This window comes from Shewanella sp. 10N.286.51.B8 (assembly GCF_041469325.1).
GTDB lineage: Bacteria > Pseudomonadota > Gammaproteobacteria > Enterobacterales > Shewanellaceae > Shewanella.
In genome coordinates this window covers 64,929-84,873 of the sequence record NZ_JBFRKG010000008.1, presented here as the reverse complement: position 1 = coordinate 84,873, position 19,945 = coordinate 64,929, and the positions used below count along the sequence as shown (strand labels likewise).

The window sequence follows — 19,945 nt, the reverse complement described above, 5'->3', positions numbered from 1 at the left end:
TCAGAGTCAGTGTTTGAATTATGGCTTTTGGTTAAACAAGACTAAAAATAGAAGGTTTATGAGCATGAGTTCAAACATGGATATTCGAGTCGATGATTTGTCTGGCGTTGAGGTGGCGGCACTATTAAATGAACACTTGCAGGACATGTACGCCACGTCGCCAGCAGAAAGTGTCCATGCGCTAGATTTAACCAAACTGCGCCAAGATGATATTACCTTTTGGACTGTGTGGGAAAATCAGCAGCTACTTGGCTGCGGCGCAATTAAACAATTAACTGCCAGCCACGGTGAAATAAAGTCGATGCGGGTTGCTAATGCAGATCGCGGTAAAGGTGTTGCTAAGCACTTACTGCAACATATGCTAGCGTTTGCTAAATGTCAGGGTTATGAGAAGTTAAGCCTAGAAACCGGCTCAATGGATTTTTTTAAACCCGCAAGGCAATTGTATCAAAGCTTTGGTTTTGACATTGGCGATAAGTTTGCTGATTATGATAATGACCCTAGCAGCCTATTTATGCATAAAACCTTAACGGCCTGAGTGGCATTGAGCTGACGAAGAGGCAGGTTATGCCTCATCTTGAAAGATATCTTCAATGGTTAGCCCAAAAAGGCGCGCCGCTTTAAATGCCAATGGCAAACTTGGATCAAACTTTCCTTTCTCAATAGCATTAATAGTCTGTCTGGAAACGCTCAGTAACTCTGCCAGTTGTGCTTGGGTTAAGTCCCGTTCTGCGCGAAGTACTTTTAATCTGTTTTTCATCGGTACTTCCTATTGCCTAAAATTATCCCCACCATGTAGGTCAAACTCATGATGATGACTAAGTGAGATATCTCTGCATGAGCATTAATCAGCCCTGTGGTGTCGAGCGTTGAATAACTGATGCCCACAATTAATCCGACGCCTAAACTCAGCCCCATGGCGTTAAGCTGAATTTTTTGTTGTAGTTCATCAAGGGAAGCTAGGTGTTTTTTATTAGCGAAAATCATCCCGATACCGACCAAAAAATTAAATCCAATCGCAGCGGCGGTAATGATGTCATGTTGCGACCAAATAAACATTGGACCAAAAGTCGATATCGCGAGTGTGATGACCCATGCAGCGGTCCATTTGGCTAAACGATTGCTGTTAACGTTATTGCACTTTTTCCAATCATTTTCTGTTGAGTTAGGTGTATTCATAAATCATTCCTTTCAAGTTAGCTTGTCTTTAAGTAAAGTAAACTTGACCTAACTATGTAACTAAAAATTACTCATGTCAAGTTTTGATGACATTTAGTAAGCAAATGGTGACTTTTACTGATGACTATAACGGTGACAATATAAAGCTGAATTCAGCCAGTTATTATATAAACTGGCTGAGAATACTTAGATATTTTACGTTGAAATAACGATTGTTTACTTAGCTTTTAGCATTCGCCTGAAGACATATTTTACGGGCTAAGCTACTGCTGCAAATGTATTTCTCTTACAGGACATGGAATGGTTATATCAGCTGATTTAAGCGCTTTGATTATGGCTAAATTCGCTTGGTACTTGTCTTCAAAATAGCTATTGGTTGGCACCCAATAACGCACACCGATTTCCATCCCGATACTGTTGAAATCATTAATGCCCACTTGTGGAGTGCGCGTTTGGCTGACGCCTCCATGGCTCATGACAGCATCTGAAATCAATTTAATCACTTGCTGGGGATCGGTTTGATAATCAATATTAAATTGAGTGTCGACTAGCTTATATTCATGAGAGTTATGCAGTATTTCACCGACAATATGTTTATTAGGGATACTGATTAACTCGCCTTCTTCATTGGTTAATATGGTTAAGCCGAGCTGAATTTGTTTTACCACTCCAGCCACACCTTTAATTTCAATGGTGTTACCAATAACAAAAGGTCGGGTAACAATAATGGTGACCCCAGCAGCATAGTTGGCCAGCATCCCCTGAAGTGCTAAACCTGCACCTAATGATGCGGCACCAATTGCGGCCACCATTGGGGTGACGCTAATACCGAGTTTCCCTAGCGAAATGATCGCCACCATCGCAATGATGCAAATCCTCACCAGATTGGAGACAAAATTGCCCAAGGTGACATCAATATCGTGCTTTTCGAATTGGCTAACAACGAAGTTCGATACTTTATTCGCTATCCAGATACCGATAAGTAAGATGATGACAGCGCCAACAATTTGAAAGCTGTATTGCACAATAAATTCAGTAAGAAGGTCGTAGACATTCTGTATTTGCTGCAGTTCTTGATCTAAGCTTGTTTCATTCATGATGATGTTCTTATTTTTGACGAATTAACAGAGAAATAATGCGTGATATTCCAATGGTAATAAAGTCATTTTTGCAATTAATTAACACTTATTGCTGTCGCTACTTTATTGTTGAGGCCTCTGTTATTGCGAATAATTAAGTCTGTATTAATCCGTGAGGTGCATCATGATTCTAATCCAATGTAATAAAGTCGAATCACAGATTCGAGTATAGTGAGTTGGCTATTTTTAATTTAAGACCTTATTAGCAAAAATGCCCAAACAATTTGTCATTTCAAATAAGGGCTTATCACTTAATTCAGGAAAATAACATGAAAGCGCTTTTATTTGCAGTTAGTGTACTTTTTATGGCTTCAACACAGGCGAATGTGTTTGTCGTGAATGATAAAATTGAGCCAATTACCTTAGAAGATCAATTTGAACAACCGCTAGTGGTTAATGAGCAAACTCAAGTGGTTTTGTTTAGTCGCGGCATGAAAGGTGGCGAATTCATTCAAGCGGCATTAGAAGCTACAACGACTGAGCAGCAACCTGCAAACTTGGTGTATATTGCTGATATCAGCGGTATGCCATCATTGATTGCTCGCTTTGTGGCTATCCCCCAAATGAAGGATTTACCGTTTGCTATGGGGTTAGATCGTGAAGGCGATGCAACTGCAAACTGGCCTACTGAAGAAGATATGGCCACTATGGTGACCCTAGATAAGTTAACCGTTGTTAGCATCGAGAACTTTGATTCAAACGAAACCTTAATCAAAGCACTTAGCGCCGTAAAATAACTGCTCTCGCTAAACAGATGGTTTACATGAGCCAACAAAAAGGACGCTTCAAGCGTCCTTTTTTGATCGCCAATATTGGCGATTAATACGCAATAGCCATTACTGCTTTTGCAGCATGGTAAAAATTTCTTCTTTTAAATGCAGCTTCTTTGATTTTAGTATTTTCAGCTCTGGGGTGCTATCGCTACTGTAATGCTGCTCATGATGCTTTATTTGCTCATCTAACTGATTGTGTTCATCAAAAATCTTTGAGAAATGGGCATTTGAGATTTTAAGCTTACTGATTAGCTCACGGTACTCTGGAAACATCGACTTACTCCTTTTATCTAATGTTAACTACAAATTAGCGCTACTTGGCTGTAGGTAATGTGACCGGGATCAATAATTAATTGATTGCCCCAAAAACTTTTTAATCAACTAAAATTGGCTATTTAGCCTTTGCTGATTTATGGTGCTGTAAATTAGTGATGTTAGTTACATTTGTAATTTTTAATCATCACTCGAATGTTTAATAACAGAATTTATGTGACCCAGTTAACCTTCATAGCGTGGCTTGTGGGTTACAGTCGTCACAATTAGAATGATATCTTCAAATATGAAAGGGGTTTTCAATATGGCCGACGTATTTCACCTAGGATTAACCAAGCAAATGCTTGATGGCGCAACCTTAGCGATTGTTCCAGGGGATCCTGAGCGCGTTAAGCGCATCGCCGAATTAATGGAAAATGCGACTTTTTTAGCAAGTCACCGTGAATACACCAGCTATCTTGCTTATATTGATGGCAAAGCGGTTGTCGTATGTTCAACAGGTATTGGCGGACCATCAACATCTATCGCAGTAGAAGAGTTAGCACAACTAGGTGTGACGACTTTCTTACGCGTTGGTACCACTGGCGCGATTCAACCACATGTAAATGTCGGTGATGTTATTGTCACGCAAGCTTCAGTGCGCTTAGATGGCGCCAGTTTACACTTTGCCCCACTTGAGTTTCCAGCGGCTGCTAACTTTGACTGTACTACCGCTATGGTGGCAGCATGTCGTGACGCAGGCCAAGAACCTCATGTTGGTATTACAGCATCATCAGATACATTCTACCCAGGCCAAGAACGTTACGATACGGTCTCAGGACGTGTAACCAGCCGCTTTGTGGGCTCAATGCAAGAGTGGCAAGCCATGGGCGTATTGAACTACGAAATGGAGTCAGCAACGCTATTTACTATGTGTGCAACACAAGGCTGGCGCGCAGCGTGTGTTGCTGGGGTTATCGTTAATCGTACCCAGCAAGAAATTCCTGATGAAGCCATGATGAAGAAAACCGAAGGCAGCGCGGTTGCAATTGTGGTTGCAGCTGCGAAAAAACTATTAGCTTAATATATTTAACTAATTGAATATAAAGGTGCTTAGGCACCTTTTTTATTACCTTCTTTTTATTGATTTATCCGATTTTTATACAGTTACTGCTAAGCTTTAGCAATGAAATATGATTGCAATATCATCAATATCCTGTATTGTTGACATAATATGTCGTGATATTGACGACCAATATATGGGTTAAAGAGTGCCCATATCCTGTGCTTGAGGTAGCACCACTATTACCACTGTGTAGTAGTTATCAATTTAAAGTTATCAGCTCTATAAAACCTTATCCAAGTTCGGGTTTTATAGCTTAAAGGAACATATGATAACGTTTTTACAGGGGGGTATATGGAATTTTCTAATCCAACCAGTATCTGGTTAATCGTCGGTATAGGGCTGATGTTGTCGGAAATTATTGTTCCCGGTGGCATCGTCATTTTATTAGGTGCAGCCTGTGTCATTGTGGCCGCAGCCTTATTTACCGGTATCGTCGATGGCACCGCGCAAAGCTTCACTTTATGGTTTATCACCTCAATGGTTCTATTGCTTAGTTTTCGCCATATCACCCAAAAAATGATTGGTGGTGACAAGCATGTGGATAATACCGATGAGGAAATGGATTTATATAATCAAGTTGTCACAGTTAAAGCTGATATTGGCCCGGGTGAAAAAACCGGTCGGGTGTTGTTTTCTGGTACTGAGTGGTCAGCACTAGGGGATGGCACTGAAATAAAAGCAGGCACTAAAGTGCGAATTATTTGCCGAGATAATATTGCCTTAGTGGTTGAGCCATATGCAGAAACTGAGTTAATGGGCGAAAGCTTCACTGATAAACAAGATTAGTCACAAAATAGCAGAATTAGGTTTTATTGATTTGGTCACCACACAGAGTGCCAACTGAGTAAAGGAATTAAGTCATGTATAGGGGGCTACGCTACCTGAACATGTTTTGCAAAAGGAAGGGGACATATGTTTGAACTAACCATAGCCATTTTATTTATATTTTTTATCTTATATAAATTGATGTTGATTGTACCGATGCGAGAGGTCAATGTGATTGAGCGCTTAGGTAAATTTAGAACCGTATTACAACCAGGGTTTCACTTTTTAGTGCCATTTGTTGATCGGGTAGCTTATCGCCACGATACTCGTGAAGAAGTACTAGATGTACCACCACAAAGTTGTATTTCAAAAGATAACACCCAGCTGGAAGTTGATGGTTTGGTCTACCTTAAAGTGATGGATGGCAAGTTAGCCAGTTACGGTATCGAAAATTACCGTAAAGCTGCGGTTAACCTCGCGCAAACCACCATGCGTTCAGAAATTGGTAAATTGACCCTATCGCAAACCTTTTCAGAGCGTGACAGTTTGAACGAGTCTATTGTTCGTGAAATTGACAAAGCGTCAGATCCTTGGGGCATTAAAGTGCTTCGCTATGAGATTAAAAATATCTCCCCATCAATACACGTGATCCACACCCTTGAAAAACAGATGGAAGCTGAGCGTAGAAAACGGGCTGAAATCACTTTAGCCAATGCTGAAAAAGACGCCATGATTAATATCTCTCAAGGTGAGCGCCAAGAGGCCATTAACCTCTCAGAAGGGCAAAAGCGAAAACGCATTAATGAAGCGATTGGCTCTGGCCAAGAAATTACCATTATTGCCAAAGCGAAAGCTGAAGGCATGGATATGATTTGCACCGCACTGGCTAACCAAGGTGGTAACGATGCGATGAATATGATGCTGAAAGAGCAGTTTATTAGCCAAGTGGGTGACATTTTAACTGAAACACAAGTCTCAGTGGTGCCTGCTGAAATGGCCAAGTTAGAAGGCTTCTTTGAAGGGATGGAGCAAGTGACCCATGCCGTAACTAACAGCCCAGTAAAAGGAGCACGCTAATGTTGAATGGAATTGATACCGATTTAATTGTTATGGGTATTTGGGGGGTGATTTTTGTTATTTTTGTGCTGAAATTATTCCAATCTATCCGCTTAGTACCCACTAAGTCAGCTTACATTGTTGAGCGACTAGGTAAATATCACAGCACCTTAGATGCCGGTTTTCATGCTTTAGTGCCTTTTGTTGATAAAGTGGCCTATATCCATGACCTAAAAGAAGAAACTATCGATGTGCCACCGCAAGAGTGTTTTTCTAGCGATGAAGTTAACGTTGAAGTAGACGGCGTCATTTATATCTCGATTACCGATCCCGTTAAAGCCAGTTACGGCATAACGGATTATCGTTATGCAGCGATCCAATTAGCGCAAACCACCACACGTTCAGTCATTGGTACCTTAGATTTAGACCGCACGTTTGAAGAGCGCGACATTATCTCGGCCAAGGTCGTACAAGTGCTGGACGAAGCTGGCGCGATTTGGGGGATTCGAGTGCATCGTTATGAAATTAAAAACATTACCCCACCAGAAACCGTTAAAAATGCCATGGAAATGCAGGTTAATGCTGAGCGTGAGCGCCGTGCATTATTAGCCCAAAGTGAAGGTGACAAGCAGAGTAAAATTAACCGCTCAGAAGGTGTGATGGCTGAAACCATTAACCGCTCAGAGGGTGAAATGCAGCGCCGTATCAATGAGGCTGAAGGTAAAGGCGAAGAGATTTTAACGCTTGCTAAAGCCACTGCAGAATCCATTGAGCGCTTGGCGGTAGTGATCTCTAAACCCGGCGGTCAGAGTGCCTTAAGACTGCAGTTAGGTGAACAATACCTCAAACAGCTTGATGGCTTAAAAGATAAAGATAACCGTGTGGTGTTACCCGGCAATATGATTAATTTTGATTATTGGATGGATAGCATGGGTCTGGAAGATAATAAGAAAGCCAAATAATTGTTTAGTGGTAAAATTTAATTAAAAGAGGCTAAGTTTAGCCTCTTTTTTTATGTATTTAACATTATGTATTTAGCAAAAGTATTTAACGACGGACTGAAGCTGAACGCGTAGTAAATTTTGCGATTTAACTGAGACAAGTATATTGTTTTAACAGTGCTTTAATTTAATAAGCCGGTTATTGATAGCTCAAGGAGTCAGAGTGAAAGCGAGAATTTTGCATTGTGTCGATGACCCTAATATGGGCGGCGTTAATTTTGCGTTGCACAGTTTGTGTGGCTCTGACATCCTCACTTTGGCATTTGAATTTGACATTCGTCAGCTGGATTTTAGCCGTTGGCAGAATACGACATTGGACGCTGATATTGTCTGTTTTCATGGCGCCTCAAACTGGCGCAAACTGCTAAATATTGCATGGCTCAGATTGCGTCATCCTAAGATCATATTTATCCTGCAAGAACATCACTACAGCGAACAATTTGTTCGCCATCAAATTGCACATCCGCAACGTTTCTATTTCATGCTGAAATTAAGCTATCGGTTAATGAATAAAGTGGTGTCCATTTCACCCTCACAGCAGCGATGGATGCTAGCTAATAAGCTATTACCTGCAGACAAAATCGCTCAGTTAGGGCAGGGGCGAGACTTAAGCTATTTTATCGCCAACAAAAGCCACTCCCCAAAAAACGCTAATCATAGGGTTCCTGTGTTAGCCGCCTATGGCCGATTTCATCCACAAAAAGGCTTTGATTTATTACTCAAAGCCATGCATCAGGTTAAGTCACCGTGTCGATTATTGTTAGCCGGTGAAGGTGAGCAATTACCTTTGCTACAACAGTTAGTTTCTCAGCTTGATAATATAAAGCTGGTGGGCAAGGTTGACGATGTGCCTCGCTTTTTAGACCAATGTGACGGGGTAATTATTCCATCACGCTGGGAGCCTTTTGGTTTAGTATTTATTGAATCTATGGCAATGAGTAAAGCCATTATCTCAACCGATGTGGATGGTTTGGGGGATCAAATTCGTCAGCATCAACTGCAAAACATGGGTAATATCGTTGAGGCTAAGGTTGGCGGCCAAGATGATAAGCAATTTGTTAACTCACTGGCCGATGCTATTGAGCGTTACTTATCGAGTGTTAACTCATCAAGCGCTCTATTATCAAGCCATGTGCCTGCTTACGTTCATGAGCAAGTCGACAATCATGGTCAAAAACAGCAGCATGCCCAAATCGATGATTGGCGTACTCAACAATGGCTGCAGCTTCAACAAGCATGGAAAAGCTTATTTGTGCAGCTATTGGAAGATAAGCGTGGTTGAGTGTTAAATGGTTAATGTGATTGATTTCTTGTTAGGAGATTTTTCTCGACATATAAAAGAACCTATCTTCTTCTTTATCTACCTCAAAGCCATTCTTAATGTATAGATGATATGCAGGACTAATTTTGAGAACTCGTAGCCTAAGTTTATTTACACCAGCTTTAATTGCTAACCGTTCACACTCTGTTAGGGCTGCTGCACCAATACCATTATTTTGAAATTTTTCACTAACCTGTAAATCTCGGATATAACACCCATCATTATCAAAGGCTAAACGAATTGCACCCACGACCGAAGCGTTGTAAAGAATGTCCCAGTTTTCTAGGTCAACAATTTGCTCATGTATCTTAGACTGTTCCCAATTTACAGAATAGTGTTCATAATATGAGCGCATGTTTTTAAATGTAATATCTGCCGATGCATAAAGATCGGCTGTTGGTTGATATGAAATCATCGCAAATCTCCTAAAGCCCTACTAATTGGCAAAAAATAGTTGGCTAAAATTTTGAGGGGTGAATAGTTAAATTTTCCTATTAATCAGCTTATTATGTGTGCTTTGTTCGTCGTTTTCTCTTTTGCAACTTTAACCTTTAAAGAATGAAAGAGAGAGGCAAAGATGAAAGTTGTGAATAATAAAAGTAAGCAAAGTAACTTTATTCCGATACTCTCATTTTCTATGAATGCATTTAAAATTGCGGATAAGAGCATGAACCCAACTAAATAGTAATTATGTATGCTACCCATGAAAACTCCTTAACTAGTGTGGTCAGAGTAAACTTTATAAGGGAGTTGATAGGCACATCATTATTTAATGGCTTTTTCTTCCCTAAATGGCGTGCTCGAAGATTGCGTTCGAGGTTAGCTAACTCTGTCCTTAAGTGGTTCTACCTTAATATAACTTATGAGCCTAGTTCAATGTTTTACTTAGTTTTTGTTGGCTAGCTTATCTAAGTCCATTACTTCAATCTAATCCATTGCCTGCCGCTGGGATGTTCAGGATGAACGGAATGTCGCGATCACATGGTCAATAATGTTCCCGACATTATCATGACATTTCCCAAATCCCTATGGGTCAGATGTGAAAGAGCGACCTTATGTGCAAGCACGACTGTGACACGCTGCAAGTTCGTCCCTGAAAGCTCGGCCATGACGTCCATGTCATGGACGGTCACAGCCGCGCTTACACCCGAATTGTCACCGCTTCGATTTGACTTCATTGGCAGCAATTAAAAGAGCTAAAGTTAGAAAACTTAAAAATTTAAGAGTCTAAAAGACTCAATTTGAATTGAGGACGTTGAAGAAAATAGCGTGATGCTCACATGGATGTGAGCATAGCTTTCGCGGTGCAGGGATGCACCATCGGAAGCGTTAGCATTTTCACTCTTTATAATAAACAGGGTCCGAAGTTAGCAACAAACGAAGTCCAAAGCTGGATCAATCCCCATCGAAAATCATGCGCTTTTCAGCATTTTTCGTTAGGGGCAGCAAGGTGATCCAAGAGGGTATTGCTGTTGATACCCTTTTGGTCGGGTGTGGGTGGACAACCCACGACGTTAATCCAAACGGAGTTTGGAACAATACAGATCAAACCATTCTCAATCCCAAAAAATCACAAAGTCTCAAATTCATAATGCGTTGCAGAATGCATTTTAGCATTGAATTACAATCTCGCCTCAATCATAAGATATTGTATTTAAAAGATAATGAAAGTTGGCATCCACTATGCAGTATCCCCAATACATCCTGATAACGAAATAGCGAGATGCCAATATGCAAACATTAAACACAACAATAGTTAACGTGAAACCACTTCACTCTCAAATCATCAATATTCTTGGTTTAAGCAGTATTGCTATTGGTACTAGCATGGCTTTGTTCAGTGCTAATACCAATGCCGCTGAGCCATTTAATGCCTGTCCTACTGAAGCATTTATTATTCAAACCCCAGCAGGCATTCCAAAAACCTTTGGGGTTGAATTAGGCACGGGTAGTTACACTGTTTTGTCTGCTGACATGGGACTGACCAAAGGATTTAATGGTGTTGGTTTCAGCTACACAGATAATTACCTTTATGGCTGGGATTATCAGCATGGCACTGTCGGTAAGGTGGGTGAAGATTACCAAGTTGAGCCACTAACGATCGTAAAAGACAGCTCAGCTGCTGCAGCGGGTAACTTCTACGTAGGTGATGTCGCCATCAATGAAAACGTTTGGTACGGCTACCGTAAAAACCAAGGCTTATTTACTGTGCCGTTAGATGGCAATAATCACCCAATGAACATTGTCCCTGGCAGTAAAGCCAATGCCACTTACAACGTAACAGATTTTGCCTTTCATCCAAGCAACGGCTTTTTATACGCAGTGACTAACGGCAGTACAGGTAACTTACTCAAGATTGACCCCACAACAGGTGCCGCTGAAACCTTAGCAACCGTTATTACTAAAAACAGTGGTAGCTTTACCTTTGGGGCGCAGTTTTTTGACCCCGATGGCAACCTTTATTTAAGTAACAACGGCGATGGCAATGTGTATAAGGTCAACGTTGAAAGTGATAACCCTACCGCAGAGTTGTTTTCATACGGTCCGTCATCTTCTTCAAATGATGGTGCTCGTTGTGCATTAGCAGAAGTGCCAGTGGGAGACAATGTTGATTTTGGTGATGCGCCAGACAGTTACGGTACCCTAATTGATTCAAATGGTGCCCGCCATAATATGGTTGCCGGCATGTCATTAGGCAGTGTTATTGATAATGAGTCCGACGGTTATCCTGCGCCGTTATCTGATGATGAAAGTGATGGTATTGATGATGAAGATGGTATCAGCATGCCAACCGGTTTTGAAGTGGGTGAAGAGGCGGTGTTATTAATCACAGTAGAAGGGGATGGTGCTTATATTAACGGCTGGATTGATTGGGGCCAAGATGGTCAGTTTGATAGTGAAGACCAAGTGATTATTGCCCGCTCAGTGAGTAGCGGCACATCAACTGTGACGATTAACGTACCTAATTGGGCTAAAACTGGCGCAACCTGGTCACGTTTTCGTTTGAGCTCAGAGGCCAGCTTATTACCAACCGGTGGTGTCAGTGATGGTGAAGTGGAAGATTATCCAATCACTGTCACTGAAACCGGCATCACTATCAGCTATTACCCCTCATCGTCAGAATACACCACGTTAGCTTATGAGGATTTATACCCTTTTCAAGGTGACTTTGATATGAACGATGTGGTGATGCAGTTACGTATTAGCCAATACAGTAAAAATGACATGGTTCGTCGCGTGGGCTTTGATGCGCAATTAGTGGCAATGGGCGCTTGGTATCACAATGGCTTTGCGGTGCAATTACATGATATTGGCCGCGGCAATGTGCAAGAGTCAGCCATTGAGTGGAGCGCCCAAGGGGTTAAGCAGACCAGCTCACCACTTGAAGACGGGCAAACCAATGCGGTGCTGTTATTTACTGAAGACTTATGGCAACACGTCAGTGCGGGTAATGGCTGTCAATATTTCAGAACTGAACCGGGTTGCGGCACCCAATACCGCGCAACATGGCAAATGACAGTGCCGTTTGTTGATGCGGTACATGTTGATGATATGCCTGAGTTCCCCTATGACCCATTCATTTTTGCCACTCCAGGTACGGATCATAGCCTAGCGGCTAAGAATATTACTGATGGTAAAAACCCAGGACGTAAATTAGAGATCCATCTGAAAAACAAAGCACCAACCGATAAATTTGATACGCGATTTTTAGGGATGCATGACGATGCTTCAACGGCATCACAAGGGCACTATTTCCAAGACCAAAATGGTATGAGTTGGGCAATTGAGGTGCCTGATACATGGCAGCACCCTGCAGAGCTACAACGTGTTGATGCCGCTTATGTTGAGTTTATTGAGTTTGCTGCAGATGCCAGCGGTGAGACCAAACCTTATTGGTATTTGACCGCCACTGACTCGCTACTGTTTAAGGATTAACCCTGACAGTAATTAGTGTGAATTTAATCAATCAATTTAAGCAAGAAATGGAATTTTAAGGTGAATATTATGAATACATTAACTCAAACTCAAGTGGCAGCAAATACGTTATTAACAGCGAAGAATGCCATTAACACAGGCATGAAAACAGGCATTAACACGGCTTGTAACACAGGCACTAAAATAGGGACTAAAAGAGCCACTAGCCTAGCCATGGCTCTATCATTAAGCTTTTTAACAGCCTGTGGCGGCGGTGGTGGCGATGATAGCTCGCCTGCACCAGCAACGACGCCTGCGGTGACAACACCTGCGACATCAACACCAGATACCACGACAGATACAACACCAGAGACAACGACACCTGAGACGCCAACGGAACCTGAAACACCTACAGAGCCAGAAACGCCGCCAGCAACCTCAATTGATGACTTGGTGGTTGATGCCGATTTTGATCTACAAGCGGCGTTTACTTTAAGCATTGATGTGCAGCTAGCATCAAGTAAGCGTGGTTACTTTTCATTGTGTGACGATTATCAGCAAAATGGCACCCAAGTGAGCGTGAACTTTGAATCTTGCTTATTACGTGGCGCCCTTGATGAAGGCGCATTGTCTGAAGAGTTATTGGTGGCCAACCATCAACGAGCATTAATGGCAGTGGTATGGTTTTATGATGGCAGTGAGCCTATCTATCAGCAGTGGAGTCATAGCTTAACCAATGACCCACAAGTCTTAGTGATTAACTAATATTCAAATAATCAATCGTATTTCAATCTTATGCCTTGTTAGCCAGATACTGCTGACAAGGCATTTTTATTTTTGATTAACAGCCTGCTTAAATGCGCGAGTTATTGGATAGCGATATTTTCTCAGTTGTCATTGTGAGCTGACTTAACTGATAATAGCGACATTAACAGATTAAAAGAGCGCACCATGAGCATTGAAAGAATTGAAACTAAAACCCGTATGAGCCGGATTGTCAAACATAACGGCACCATCTATTTATGTGGCCAAGTTTGCCAAGATGCTACCAAAGATATCACTGAACAAACTCAAACAATGTTGGATAAAGTCGAAGCACTATTACTGCAGGCGGGCAGTGATAAAAAGCATATGTTATCGGCAACCATTTACGTAAAAGATATGGCTTACTTTGCTGAAATGAACGCGGTGTGGGATGCCTGGGTCATTGAAGGTTACGCCCCTGCTCGAGCTTGTGTTGCCGCTAAAATGGCCCGTGAGGCATTATTGGTTGAAATCTCGGTAGTGGCCGCTGAGATTGCTTAAATTGCTACGCAGTGGTTTTAGTTCAGCCCGCTACTTAGCTCACAAGTCATCACAATAAAATCCCCATAAAGAATCCGTTACAGTTCCTAGTCGCAGCCGCCTAGGAACTGGTATACTTCCAGCTTGATTTTTGGGAGGACCAATGGACGTATCATCATTATTAGACGGCCTAAACGCAAAGCAGCGTGAAGCAGTGGGCGCACCGCTTTCAAGCATGTTAGTTTTAGCTGGAGCAGGCAGTGGTAAAACTCGGGTATTAACCCATCGTATTGCTTGGCTTATGCAGGTCGAACAACAAAGTCCATACTCTATCCTTGCGGTAACCTTTACCAATAAAGCCGCGGCAGAAATGCGTGAGCGGGTTGAGAAAGTGGTTGGCAGTAACATGGGCCGTATGTGGATTGGTACTTTCCACGGTTTAGCCCATCGTTTGCTGCGCACTCACTTTAAAGATGCCAATTTACCGCAAAGCTTCCAAATTATTGATTCTGACGATCAGTTACGTTTATTAAAACGTATTCTTAAAAGTCTCAATTTAGATGACAAGCAATATCCGCCGCGTCAGTGCCAAGGTTACATTAATGGCAAAAAAGACCAAGGCTTACGCCCAAAGCATATCGATGCGGGTGGCTTTCCTATTGAGCAAAATTTATTAAACATCTATAAAATTTATCAAGAATCTTGCGACCGAGCTGGCCTTGTTGATTTTGCTGAAATTTTATTGCGCGCCCATGAATTATGGCTCAATAAACCCCATGTATTAGCCCATTATCAAGAACGCTTTAAGCATATCTTGGTGGACGAATTCCAAGATACCAACGCCATTCAATATGCGTGGATCCGAGTGCTGGCAGGCAAAGAAGCCAATGTGATGATTGTTGGCGATGACGATCAATCTATTTACGGCTGGCGCGGTGCCCAAGTTGAGAATCTACATAAATTCTTAACCGATTTCCCAGGTTCCACCACGGTTAAGCTGGAGCAAAACTATCGCTCCACAGCCAATATCCTTAATGCGTCCAATGATCTAATTGCCAACAACCCTGAGCGTTTAGGTAAAAAACTGTGGACTGAAGACGATGCGGGTGAGCCTATTGCGGTTTATTGCGCCTTTAATGAAATGGATGAAGCGCGCTTTATTGTTGGCAAAATGGCTGAGTGGCAAAATAACGGCGGCAAGTTAGAAGAGTGTGCCATTTTATACCGCTCCAATGCCCAGTCGCGAGTATTAGAAGAAGCCTTACTCCATAAAGGGCTAGCTTACCGAATTTACGGTGGCCTGCGTTTCTTCGAGCGCCAAGAGATTAAAGATGCCATGGGTTATATGCGTCTTATCAATAATCAAAATGATGATGCTGCTTTTGAACGGGTGGTTAACACCCCAACTCGCGGTATTGGTAATCGTACCCTTGATATCATTCGCTCAACCGCACGTCAGCAAGAAATGACTATGTGGCAGGCAAGCTTGCGCTTAATTGAAGAAAAAGTCCTTACTGGCCGCGCTGCCAATGCCGTGAATGGCTTTATGGATTTAGTGATTGGCATGCGCACTGATACTGCCGATATGAGTCTATATGGTATGGCCGACAAGGTCATTGACCGTTCAGGGCTACGGGCTATGTACGAAGCCGAAAAAGGCGAAAAAGCCCAATCACGAGTCGAAAACTTAAATGAGCTGGTCACCGCTGCCCGCAGTTTTGAAATGCCAGAAGAACTTGAAGATATGGGCGAGCTAAATGCCTTTTTATCTCACGCAGCATTAGAAGCGGGCGAAGGCCAAGCAGACAAGTTTACCGATGCCGTGCAGCTAATGACCTTGCATTCAGCTAAAGGCTTGGAGTTCCCAGTGGTGTTTATGGCTGGGGTTGAGGAAGGTATTTTTCCAAGTAAAATGGCATTAGATGAAGGTGATCGTTTAGATGAAGAACGCCGTCTTTGTTATGTAGGCATGACTCGTGCGATGCAAAAATTGTATATCAGTTATGCTGAGTCACGCCGCATTTATGGCCGTGAGGACTATGCCAGTCCATCGCGTTTTATTGGTGAAATCCCCAGCCAGTATGTTGAAGAAATTCGCATGAAAGCGTCAGTGTCAGCGCCTAAAATGAGCAGCCGTTTTAATGTGCCAAGACAATCTATTGCCAATGACAGTGGCTTTAAAGTGGGTCAAAAAGTAAAACACTTTAAATTTGGCCAAGGCATAGTGACAGATTTTGAAGGCACAGCAGATAAAGCGCGTGTTCAAGTCAGTTTTACAGACTTTGGTAGCAAATGGTTACTGGTTTCATTGGCAAAACTTGAAGCGTGTTAGGGTAATTTTTTACTAGAGCGGACATAATTCTAAGCGAAATAATAAAGTCACTCGTGGGTTATGCGAGATGACAAATAAGAAGTGATACAACTTCAACTGCAGGAGTGAAGTAAACCATGTCAGCAGTCTCATGGACGTTACAACAAAAAATATCGGTTTATAAACGCTTAACGCGCCTTGATAGGCCCATTGGTACCTTGTTGCTAATGTGGCCGTGTTTAATGGCGTTATTGCTTGCAGCGGGTGGCATGCCTGATGTGAAGGTGTTGATCATCTTTATGCTAGGGGTGGTCGTTATGCGTGCTTGTGGTTGCGTGATTAACGACTTTGCAGATCGAAAACTTGATGCCCATGTTGAGCGCACTAAGATGCGGCCTTTAGCCTCAGGTGAAATCAGCAGTAAGGAAGCGCTGATATTATTTGTGGTGATGGCATTAATCGCGTTTAGCTTAGTATTATTTTTAAATCCGCTAGTGGTAAAACTATCGGTTGTCGGCATTATCTTAACCATCATGTACCCGTTTATGAAACGGGTAACCAATATGCCGCAAATGTTTTTAGGCATAGTGTGGAGCTGGTCAATTCCTATGGCCTACGCTGCGCAGCTAGGTTATGTGCCCATGGAAGCTTGGTGGTTATTTGTTGCCAATTGGTGTTGGACGGTAGCTTACGACACCATGTATGCCATGGTTGATAGAGATGATGACTTAAAAGTCGGCATTAAATCCACAGCCATTTTATTTGGCCGATACGACCGCCAATGGATTGCCGCGTTTCAGTTAGCGGCCCTAGGGTGTTTTATTATGGCCGGTTGGTCTGCTGAACGTGGGTTATTGTATGGCATTGGCATTAGCACCTTTATTGCCTTTAGCAGTTATCAGCAATGGCTTATTTATGGCCGCGAACGCGCGCCATGTTTTAAGGCTTTTCTAAATAATAACTGGGCCGGATTTGCTTTATTTATGGCATTGAGCGCAGATTATTTATTTTCTTCAATAAGTGCGTAGAATAGGGCGAAAAATTACATCAACAAGGATAGCTGATGACCATTTCTCGCTTTATGATACTTTTTCGCAGTATCGTATGCTGTAGCCTCTTTTTAAGCGCGGTGCCCGCCGCGTTTGCAAGCTTTACCATACCGAATACCACAGTGGTTGAGGTAGAGGATAGCGATCGCACCTATAATCTTTATATCAAACTGCCCAATAGCTATAACCAAATTGATAAGCTAAAAAGCTATCCGGTTATTTATATGACTGATGCTGTGTACAGCTTGCAAGTGGTCTCGGGTGTGACTCGTTTGTCTATGGACCGTACTGATATGCAGCAGGCTATTTTAGTGGCAGTATCAGGACAGCAAGGCCGCAGCCCCGCAGCAAGTCGTATGCGTGATTACACCCCGTCAGTTGATACTAACAGAACCCAAGCCACTGGTGAGGCCCAGCGCCACATGCAGTTGTTTGCCAATAAAATTATCCCTTATATGAATCAGCATTATCGCACTCAGCCATGGCAAAACACCTATGTTGGCCATGCGTTAGGGGGCTTGTTTGGCGCCTATATCTTACGTAATAAGCCCGCATTATTTAATAACTATGTACTGGCGAGTCCGCCATTTTGGTTTGATAACCAGCAGTTACTAAAGCAATTTCGCGAGCCGGAATTTATCACTAAATCAATAAATGCCAATGTATTTATTGGTGTCGGAGAGTTAGAAACGGCAGAAAACAGCGAGTTTGGGCAAGATATGGTGGCAGATGCCAAGTCATTTTATCAGCTGCTACAACAAAAAAATCGCTTAACTGCAGCTAATGGTTCAGGTATCAATGCCAAGTTAATGCTAATGCCTGTAGCCAATCACAGTATGGCGTTTCCGATGTCGGCGATCTATGGCTTAGACTGGCTGTTTGATGCTAAAACGGGGGTTAGTGGTCACTGATTAGGCGCAATAATAGTTCTATCAAAAAATAAGACATTTATGCCATAAACATATGCCATAAACATAAGCCATAAACATAAGTTATAAACATAATTTTAAGTTATAGAACAATAACAAGGATTGTTATATGAGACCCATAGTTAAGTACCGACTGCTGTTTTTAGCCTTTGCGATAGTACTGTTTACTATTGGCGTGCAGTTAACCCCAGAATCCCTAGCGACTGCTAATGACGAGCTAAGACTAAGCCTTATCGCTATCGGCTACTTTGGCTTAATACCGTTGGCATATTGGTACTGCATTATCAAAAAAGGCAGCCAGAAATGGTGGAAGCTGATTATTATTTTAAGTACCAGCAGCTTGGTGGCGAGGCTGAGCTTTCCGGCAGATATCGCCGACTATTTTGAGTTTGTAGCTTGGTTAAAGTACCCCATTATTGGGGTGTTGTTGATCATTGAATCATTTCTGGTTTTCACTATCATTCGCGGTTTGTTGAAGGTCAGAAAGGTCAAGGGCGACCCCCGAGTGAGTGCGGTTGAGGTGTACGCAGATGAAGATGAAAAGGCTTTGTCTATCGCCTTCATCGTCGCTGGAGAGCCGACTAACTGGTATTACGCTATCCCATGGTTTTCACGCAATCACCCCACTGCCATTAGCCACATTAAGTTATTGAGTGCCAAGCCTTGGCATTTGTTATTAATGCTTATCGGTTGTTTCACTAGTTGTGTTGCCAGCTATATGATTTTGGTTAACTGGAGTGAGTTAGCGGCGATTATTGTTCCTTCAATCATCAGTTTAACCTTGGTGATGCTGGTGGCAAATTATCGTATATCACGCCGTTATTCCATGTATCGAATTCGTAACAGGTTAGTGGTTAATAATGCCATTTGGGGCTTTATGGCGATCGACATTAACGAAATTGAAGCGGTTGCAGTGAATCAAGTGGCCAAAAAAGTTGCCGATGATGAACTATCAATAGGGCGAGGCGAGCAGACTAATCTCACTATCCGTTTTAAAGTGCCACAATGGTATTTTGGTGGGTTAGGGCAGTTAGTTGAAAAGCTTACTGTGGTGCATATTAATGTGGCTGAACCTGAAAAGGTGGTCGCGGCACTAACTGATATTGAGCAGTCTGAAGCGGCTTAAAAATTCATATTTACACTAAACGTAACCCATAAAAAAATGCGTCCACTGTGGACGCATTTTTTGGTTAACAACTGATTTAGTGGTTGTTTAGTTTTTTACTAATTTTTCGAGATCAGCTGGGCGGTAATAAACGGATTTTAATACCTTACCTTGGCGAACCACTTTACCGGCCATTTCAACATCTTTAGCGCATTTAGCGATGATGAATTCACCCTTAGTGCTGCCCACGATTTCAACACCTTGTTTAGCATAGTGAGCAATGGTTTCATTCAGCTCTTGCTCATTGCGACACACTTTACTCATGTTGCTAGAGTGAACTTCATCCCAGCATTCAATGAAGTTAACTTCACGGTTTTTAGCAACAGACAGTAATAAATCAATTAAATAACTAATTTCTAGACGGTCACTAACTTTTGCTGCGCCTAAGTGGACTAAACGGCCCATTAATACGTAAACAGAGTCAACGATGGCATCAGCTTGTTCAACGCGGCAATCCGCTTCAGCAAGCTCTGTGAGCTCTTCAATGATAAGTGAAGTGTGCAGGGTATCGGCTTTGTCATCTAGACTTGATGCATTTTCGATAGGTAAATCAAAGGTGCTGCGAAATTCTTTGATATCACGGTACAAGTGGTCAAAAATGGTTTGGTCTAAAACAGATAACTTCATTATTTATTAAGCCTAGAAAGTAGTAAATAGGCGAATATGGTAATGAATTGACA

General features: G+C 42.2%; 20 protein-coding genes. 14 read left to right on the top strand and 6 right to left on the bottom strand.

All coding sequences use genetic code 11. The features are described 5' to 3' along the window. Window positions 1-64: 64 nt before the first annotated feature. The gene (locus AB4160_RS04400; RefSeq protein ID WP_372003700.1) at window positions 65-538 is read left to right on the top strand and encodes a GNAT family N-acetyltransferase; all 474 of its coding nucleotides are present in this window, start codon (window positions 65-67) and stop codon (window positions 536-538) included. A 27-nt stretch (window positions 539-565) separates the two neighbouring features. Here the strand turns inward: AB4160_RS04400 and AB4160_RS04395 are convergent, their stop codons facing one another. From AB4160_RS04395 to AB4160_RS04385, 3 genes are all read right to left on the bottom strand, one after another. Further along, entirely contained in the window at window positions 566-760 is a 195-nt protein-coding gene (locus AB4160_RS04395) for a helix-turn-helix transcriptional regulator (RefSeq protein ID WP_102436925.1), read from the bottom strand. Beyond that, window positions 757-1,179, bottom strand: a complete 423-nt coding sequence (locus AB4160_RS04390; protein WP_102436923.1) for a hypothetical protein — start codon at window positions 1,177-1,179, stop codon at window positions 757-759. The genes AB4160_RS04395 and AB4160_RS04390 overlap by 4 nt, the downstream gene beginning before the upstream one ends. Window positions 1,180-1,442: 263 nt before the next feature. Further along, a complete protein-coding gene (locus AB4160_RS04385) occupies window positions 1,443-2,276 on the bottom strand; it encodes a mechanosensitive ion channel family protein (protein ID WP_102436921.1) in 834 nt (277 codons plus the stop codon). Between the two features lie 311 nt (window positions 2,277-2,587). Here AB4160_RS04385 and AB4160_RS04380 point away from each other — a divergent pair, with 311 nt between their 5' ends. Continuing rightward, window positions 2,588-3,055 carry a hypothetical protein gene (locus AB4160_RS04380; protein ID WP_372003698.1) on the top strand — a complete coding sequence of 156 codons (468 nt, stop codon included), beginning with the start codon at window positions 2,588-2,590 and terminating at the stop codon, window positions 3,053-3,055. Between the two features lie 99 nt (window positions 3,056-3,154). On the opposite strand, the gene AB4160_RS04375 is transcribed toward AB4160_RS04380, so the two are convergent. Then, complete coding sequence (locus AB4160_RS04375; protein WP_303502694.1) at window positions 3,155-3,364, bottom strand: YdcH family protein; 210 nt, start codon at window positions 3,362-3,364, stop codon at window positions 3,155-3,157. 304 nt (window positions 3,365-3,668) lie between these two features. Here AB4160_RS04375 and udp point away from each other — a divergent pair, with 304 nt between their 5' ends. The 5 genes from udp (at window position 3,669) to AB4160_RS04350 (ending at window position 8,573) form a co-directional block, all read left to right on the top strand. Then, window positions 3,669-4,427 (top strand): uridine phosphorylase, encoded by a 759-nt coding sequence (udp, locus tag AB4160_RS04370; RefSeq protein WP_303460450.1) that lies wholly within the window; start codon window positions 3,669-3,671, stop codon window positions 4,425-4,427. A gap of 333 nt (window positions 4,428-4,760) precedes the next feature. Then, window positions 4,761-5,255 carry an NfeD family protein gene (locus AB4160_RS04365; protein WP_102436916.1) on the top strand — a complete coding sequence of 165 codons (495 nt, stop codon included), beginning with the start codon at window positions 4,761-4,763 and terminating at the stop codon, window positions 5,253-5,255. Window positions 5,256-5,381: 126 nt separating this feature from the next. Continuing rightward, entirely contained in the window at window positions 5,382-6,311 is a 930-nt protein-coding gene (locus AB4160_RS04360) for a slipin family protein (protein WP_102436914.1), read from the top strand. After that, window positions 6,311-7,252 (top strand): SPFH domain-containing protein, encoded by a 942-nt coding sequence (locus AB4160_RS04355; protein WP_102436912.1) that lies wholly within the window; start codon window positions 6,311-6,313, stop codon window positions 7,250-7,252. The genes AB4160_RS04360 and AB4160_RS04355 overlap by 1 nt, the downstream gene beginning before the upstream one ends. A gap of 202 nt (window positions 7,253-7,454) precedes the next feature. Next, window positions 7,455-8,573 (top strand): glycosyltransferase, encoded by a 1,119-nt coding sequence (locus tag AB4160_RS04350; RefSeq protein WP_372003696.1) that lies wholly within the window; start codon window positions 7,455-7,457, stop codon window positions 8,571-8,573. Window positions 8,574-8,604: 31 nt separating this feature from the next. On the opposite strand, the gene AB4160_RS04345 is transcribed toward AB4160_RS04350, so the two are convergent. Next, the gene (locus tag AB4160_RS04345) at window positions 8,605-9,027 is read right to left on the bottom strand and encodes an N-acetyltransferase (RefSeq protein ID WP_102531982.1); all 423 of its coding nucleotides are present in this window, start codon (window positions 9,025-9,027) and stop codon (window positions 8,605-8,607) included. 1,316 nt (window positions 9,028-10,343) lie between these two features. On the opposite strand from AB4160_RS04345, the gene AB4160_RS04340 reads away from it, so the two are divergent. From AB4160_RS04340 to AB4160_RS04310, 7 genes are all read left to right on the top strand, one after another. Then, window positions 10,344-12,548: an LruC domain-containing protein gene (locus AB4160_RS04340; protein ID WP_372003694.1), complete on the top strand. Its 2,205-nt coding sequence runs from the start codon at window positions 10,344-10,346 to the stop codon at window positions 12,546-12,548. A gap of 69 nt (window positions 12,549-12,617) precedes the next feature. Then, complete coding sequence (locus tag AB4160_RS04335; protein ID WP_241904105.1) at window positions 12,618-13,292, top strand: hypothetical protein; 675 nt, start codon at window positions 12,618-12,620, stop codon at window positions 13,290-13,292. A 186-nt stretch (window positions 13,293-13,478) separates the two neighbouring features. Then, the gene (locus AB4160_RS04330; protein ID WP_102436903.1) at window positions 13,479-13,832 is read left to right on the top strand and encodes a RidA family protein; all 354 of its coding nucleotides are present in this window, start codon (window positions 13,479-13,481) and stop codon (window positions 13,830-13,832) included. A 142-nt stretch (window positions 13,833-13,974) separates the two neighbouring features. Beyond that, on the top strand, window positions 13,975-16,143 hold the full coding sequence (uvrD, locus tag AB4160_RS04325) for a DNA helicase II (protein WP_102476511.1): 2,169 nt from the start codon (window positions 13,975-13,977) through the stop codon (window positions 16,141-16,143). A gap of 116 nt (window positions 16,144-16,259) precedes the next feature. Further along, the gene (ubiA, locus tag AB4160_RS04320; protein WP_102476510.1) at window positions 16,260-17,150 is read left to right on the top strand and encodes a 4-hydroxybenzoate octaprenyltransferase; all 891 of its coding nucleotides are present in this window, start codon (window positions 16,260-16,262) and stop codon (window positions 17,148-17,150) included. Window positions 17,151-17,185: 35 nt separating this feature from the next. Beyond that, the gene (locus AB4160_RS04315; RefSeq protein WP_102436897.1) at window positions 17,186-18,082 is read left to right on the top strand and encodes an alpha/beta hydrolase; all 897 of its coding nucleotides are present in this window, start codon (window positions 17,186-17,188) and stop codon (window positions 18,080-18,082) included. Between the two features lie 127 nt (window positions 18,083-18,209). Beyond that, window positions 18,210-19,226, top strand: coding sequence for a hypothetical protein (locus tag AB4160_RS04310; RefSeq protein ID WP_303502691.1), 1,017 nt, complete (start codon window positions 18,210-18,212; stop codon window positions 19,224-19,226). Between the two features lie 87 nt (window positions 19,227-19,313). Here the strand turns inward: AB4160_RS04310 and AB4160_RS04305 are convergent, their stop codons facing one another. Continuing rightward, a complete protein-coding gene (locus AB4160_RS04305; protein WP_102436893.1) occupies window positions 19,314-19,892 on the bottom strand; it encodes a nucleoside triphosphate pyrophosphohydrolase family protein in 579 nt (192 codons plus the stop codon). Window positions 19,893-19,945: the final 53 nt, after the last annotated feature.